The organism is Synechococcus sp. H55.2, assembly GCF_047462495.1.
Taxonomy (GTDB): domain Bacteria; phylum Cyanobacteriota; class Cyanobacteriia; order Thermostichales; family Thermostichaceae; genus Thermostichus.
Genome location: NZ_JANSJH010000051.1, coordinates 14,844 through 18,374, shown reverse-complemented (window position 1 = coordinate 18,374; position 3,531 = coordinate 14,844). Strand labels below are relative to the sequence as shown.

Here is a 3,531-nt window from a genome sequence, read left to right as displayed (position 1 = left end):
GGTGGGGAATTCCGCACCTTACGTTAAACAAAGTTTGAGATATTCCCTTGCTGCTGCGCCTCGCTTGCCATCTCTAACCCAGCAATGCAAACGCGATTAAAACCTACCTCTCTCCCAAGAGAAGTCTGGGATCCCTGCTGTGAAAAGCTTGGAGAATATCTTGCTGAAATGACTGAGCCAATGAGCTGGGCTCCTCACCTGCCATCGGGAAAAGCCGTCTGGCCGGCAAGAAGCGTTCACTGTCTCTGCAAGTCAACAGACAGCGCTTCAAAGTTGTTGTGTGATTCTCCAGATCAGGCGATCATTCGCTCAGATTTGGGGGGAAGCAAGCTGTTGTCAAATACTTTCTCCAGAGGCGGTTTGGCAGAGAGGCCAAAGCCATCCACCACCTGAGCAATCGCGGTTTCCATCCGGGCAGGCACCACGTCCCCCAAGCCAATTTCCCGCACCTCATCGGTAACAAACAGACGCGGCATAGCTAGGGTGAGACGCAGTTTCTCAATGGCCGTGTCCAGCACCTGCCCTTCGGCTTTGGCTTTGTCCAAAAACGCCAACATATTGCCGTCGGGGTCGCGGATGGTGTCTTGCCAGCCCTTGACGTAGGCCCTCAAGAAAGCTTTGAGTTGCTCCGGCTTCTCGCGCAGCAGTTGCACACGGGTGATGACGGCATTACCGTACAGCTCAAGGCCATAGTCGTTGTAGAGAAAAGGCGTGATGTCGTTCAAGCTAACGCCACCCCGCACCAAATTGGGCATGGCCGAGGTCATAAAGCCGCTAATTGCGTCCACCCGGCCTTGGATCAGGAAGGGCTCGCGTAACTGTGGCTCCATGGTTAGCCACTCTACTGAAGCCGGATCGATGCCGACTTGCTTGGCAAACACCGGCCAGAGCCGACGCGGCGCATCTCCTGCGGGCGCCCCCAGCTTCTTGCCCGCCAGTTGGGCCGGCTCTGTAATGCCTCTGCCTTTCAGGGTATAGATGCCGAAGGGAGAGCGGTTGAAGTGAACAAAGATCGCCACCAGGGGCACATCCGGGTTTTTGGCGTTGAACTCGATCATGGAGTAGGGATCCCCTTCCCCCAGGTCGTACTGGCCAGCAGCAATCTTAGTGATGGAATCGGCAGAGCCAAAGCCGCGCTCGTAGGTTACTTCTAGCCCCTCTTCAGCAAAGTAGCCCTTCAAGATCGCAGTTCCAAGGGGGGTATCCATCGAGGAAGGCAACCAAGAAAGGGTGAACTTCAGGGGTGTCAGGCCCTGGGAAACCAGAAGCGGCCCGCGGCTCTGAGCCTTGGCCTTTAGCCCGCCAACGGCCACCAGAGAGGCAGCCGCAGCAGCAGATTGCAGGAATTGGCGACGCGACGATTTCGAGATGGACATATCCGTATGCTCCGCAGCACCTGGCTCAGTAGGGATCCGCAAGGGGAAAGGTGGCCAAGAATGAGGCGACGACCCCAGAAGGTCAGCTTAGCAAGACAGAGTCAAACTTCTGTATTCGAGAATACCTTTACTGCTGAGGAAAGCCCCTTTCCGCAAAAGTGGGAACTTGGTCTATCCTTTTCCGGTTCAGGCCGAGAGAAAGGAAAAGCAGGCACAAAAAAGGCAGGGTTGACTTGTCCCTGCCGAGAAGTTCGAGAGCTGAGAGCACGCTCTCCTTGTCGCAATCGCTGCATCAAGGCGCGGTTCCGTTTGTCCAGTTGGCGCTTACGTGCCGATCCCCCGCGACCGCGACGGTTTCTGCCCTGATGGCGGGGAGATTCATGAGATTTCAACAGCATGGGATCCCCTTGCTCAATTAAACAGACTTGGCCGATTTTAGACGAAACCTCAGACGTTGACAGTAGGGAAAACCGCCTGCTGGAGAACTTCGCCCTGGGACAGCCAGTCTTTGAGGCGATGGGTGGCTCGGCAGTCATCCTCGTTGTAGATAAGCGAGTGCTCCAAATAGCGGCGCTCCCGCGTTTCCAGCCATTGGCTATACCAATAAATAGACTGGGCGCCATTGGCATCGGGCAGCCGCCACTCGAAACCCAACCAGCGGGCGATGTTCTTTAGGGAATAGCTCTCAATCGGCAGCACCACCGAGCGCTGTACCCAGGCGTGCAAATCCACAAAGCGCTGCAACAATTGCCTCACCTGACGGGGATCCGTGCGGTATTGCTCCCCCAGTCGTCGGCAGGTCTGCACCTCAAAGCCGTGAAAATGGTAGATAGGGGCGTCGGGATAGCGTTGTGCCAGTTGCAGAAACTGCTCCCAAGCTTGCCCTTCTTCCCGCGGGTCGGCAGCCAGGCAACCGTGGTAGTTCGCAACCTTTGTCCCCTCGGCTTGCTCTACCACCAGCAAGCCCAGCAGGTAGGCGACGTTGTGGCGGGGATCCGCCTCGATATCGAAGTACAGCTCTACGGGTGTTGTGGGCAACGGGGGAGACTGAATCCAGAGGGGCCGGCGGCTGAGGGTGGCACGGGCTTGTAGCTGCAGTTGTAGGGCCACGCCGGCTCCCAGCTTGGGGATGGCTTGCAGCATTTCTAACTGGGCGTTGGCCAAAGCCTCAATCGAATCGATCCCTGCCTCTTGCAAAAGGGGATAGCGGGATCCGGTTACGCCCGGCAGCAAAGTGAGGGGCTGGGCAACGGCGTTCAATTGCCGACAGTGCTCCCGCCAGTGGCAAAGATGACAGCGGCTGCGGGCCATAAACACCTGCGGCGGCTCTGGTTGGTTGAGAGTGCCCAGATACTCTTGCAGCAGGCGGCGTACCTGGGCGCGGCGGCGGCTTAGGTGGACAGGGTGCCACTTTCCATCTTTTAAAATCAAAAAGCCACGCTTGGGCACCTGCCCCTGCAGGGATCCCAGCAATTCTGCCTGCAGCGCCAGCAACAATTCGTACTCCGGTTTGGGGCGCTTGCCAATGCGAATGTGTACCGGCCAATAGGAAGGTTGGACGGCGTGCCGCCTCCTGCCAACGAGAGCGGGATCCCGAATGAGAAGATCCAGTGAGCTGCTCACCCAGACGGAGCGGAACTCTGGCCCAAACTCCCATGGTGTCTTGCCGACGCCGCCCCAGTCCTCTGCAGCCTGGTCAGGATCTGGCTCAAGTGAGGCGCCAACATTAGGCTCCAAACCTGCCAGCTCCTCAGTGCTGCTCGAATCCAGTTGCCAGAACAGCTCTGCCAGGATCTGGCCGCCGTAGATCCGCTCCGCTCCTGCCGCCATAGCCGCCAAGAGGGCCCCGTTGCCCGGCGTCACCTGTTCGCCGGGAAATCGTTCCAGCACGGCAGCTTGCAAAGCTTGGCGATCCCGACGCCATTGCTCCAGCAGGTTTTCCGGCGGCAGCTTGGCTTCTTGAGGCCCAAACCGATCTAAGTAGGGCAGGCGCCGGCAGCGAAAAAAAGCCAGCAACTCCTCTGCGTCAACAGAACCCTGCTGTGCTGCTGCAACGCGGAACTCCAAGGGCGGACGACCTCAAGCTCTGCTGCCATTGTGGCACGCCTTTTGGGGATCCCTTAGGACTTGCGATCCTGGGCCGGCAAAAGGTGAG

2 protein-coding genes are annotated in these 3,531 nt (G+C 58.1%); both read right to left on the bottom strand.

Annotation, left to right across the window (positions count from 1 at the left end; translation table 11 throughout):
- Positions 1-293: 293 nt before the first annotated feature.
- Positions 294-1,376 (bottom strand): ABC transporter substrate-binding protein, encoded by a 1,083-nt coding sequence (locus NW844_RS07645; RefSeq protein ID WP_414334795.1) that lies wholly within the window; start codon positions 1,374-1,376, stop codon positions 294-296.
- Positions 1,377-1,823: 447 nt separating this feature from the next.
- Positions 1,824-3,392, bottom strand: coding sequence for a TM0106 family RecB-like putative nuclease (locus tag NW844_RS07640; RefSeq protein ID WP_414334794.1), 1,569 nt, complete (start codon positions 3,390-3,392; stop codon positions 1,824-1,826).
- Positions 3,393-3,531 lie beyond the last annotated feature (139 nt).

What these genes read in the sequence shown, in the direction of transcription:
- NW844_RS07645 (WP_414334795.1), bottom strand. Translation starts at nt 1,376, where the DNA reads ATGTCCATCTCGAAATCGTCGCGTCGCCAATTCCTGCAATCTGCTGCT.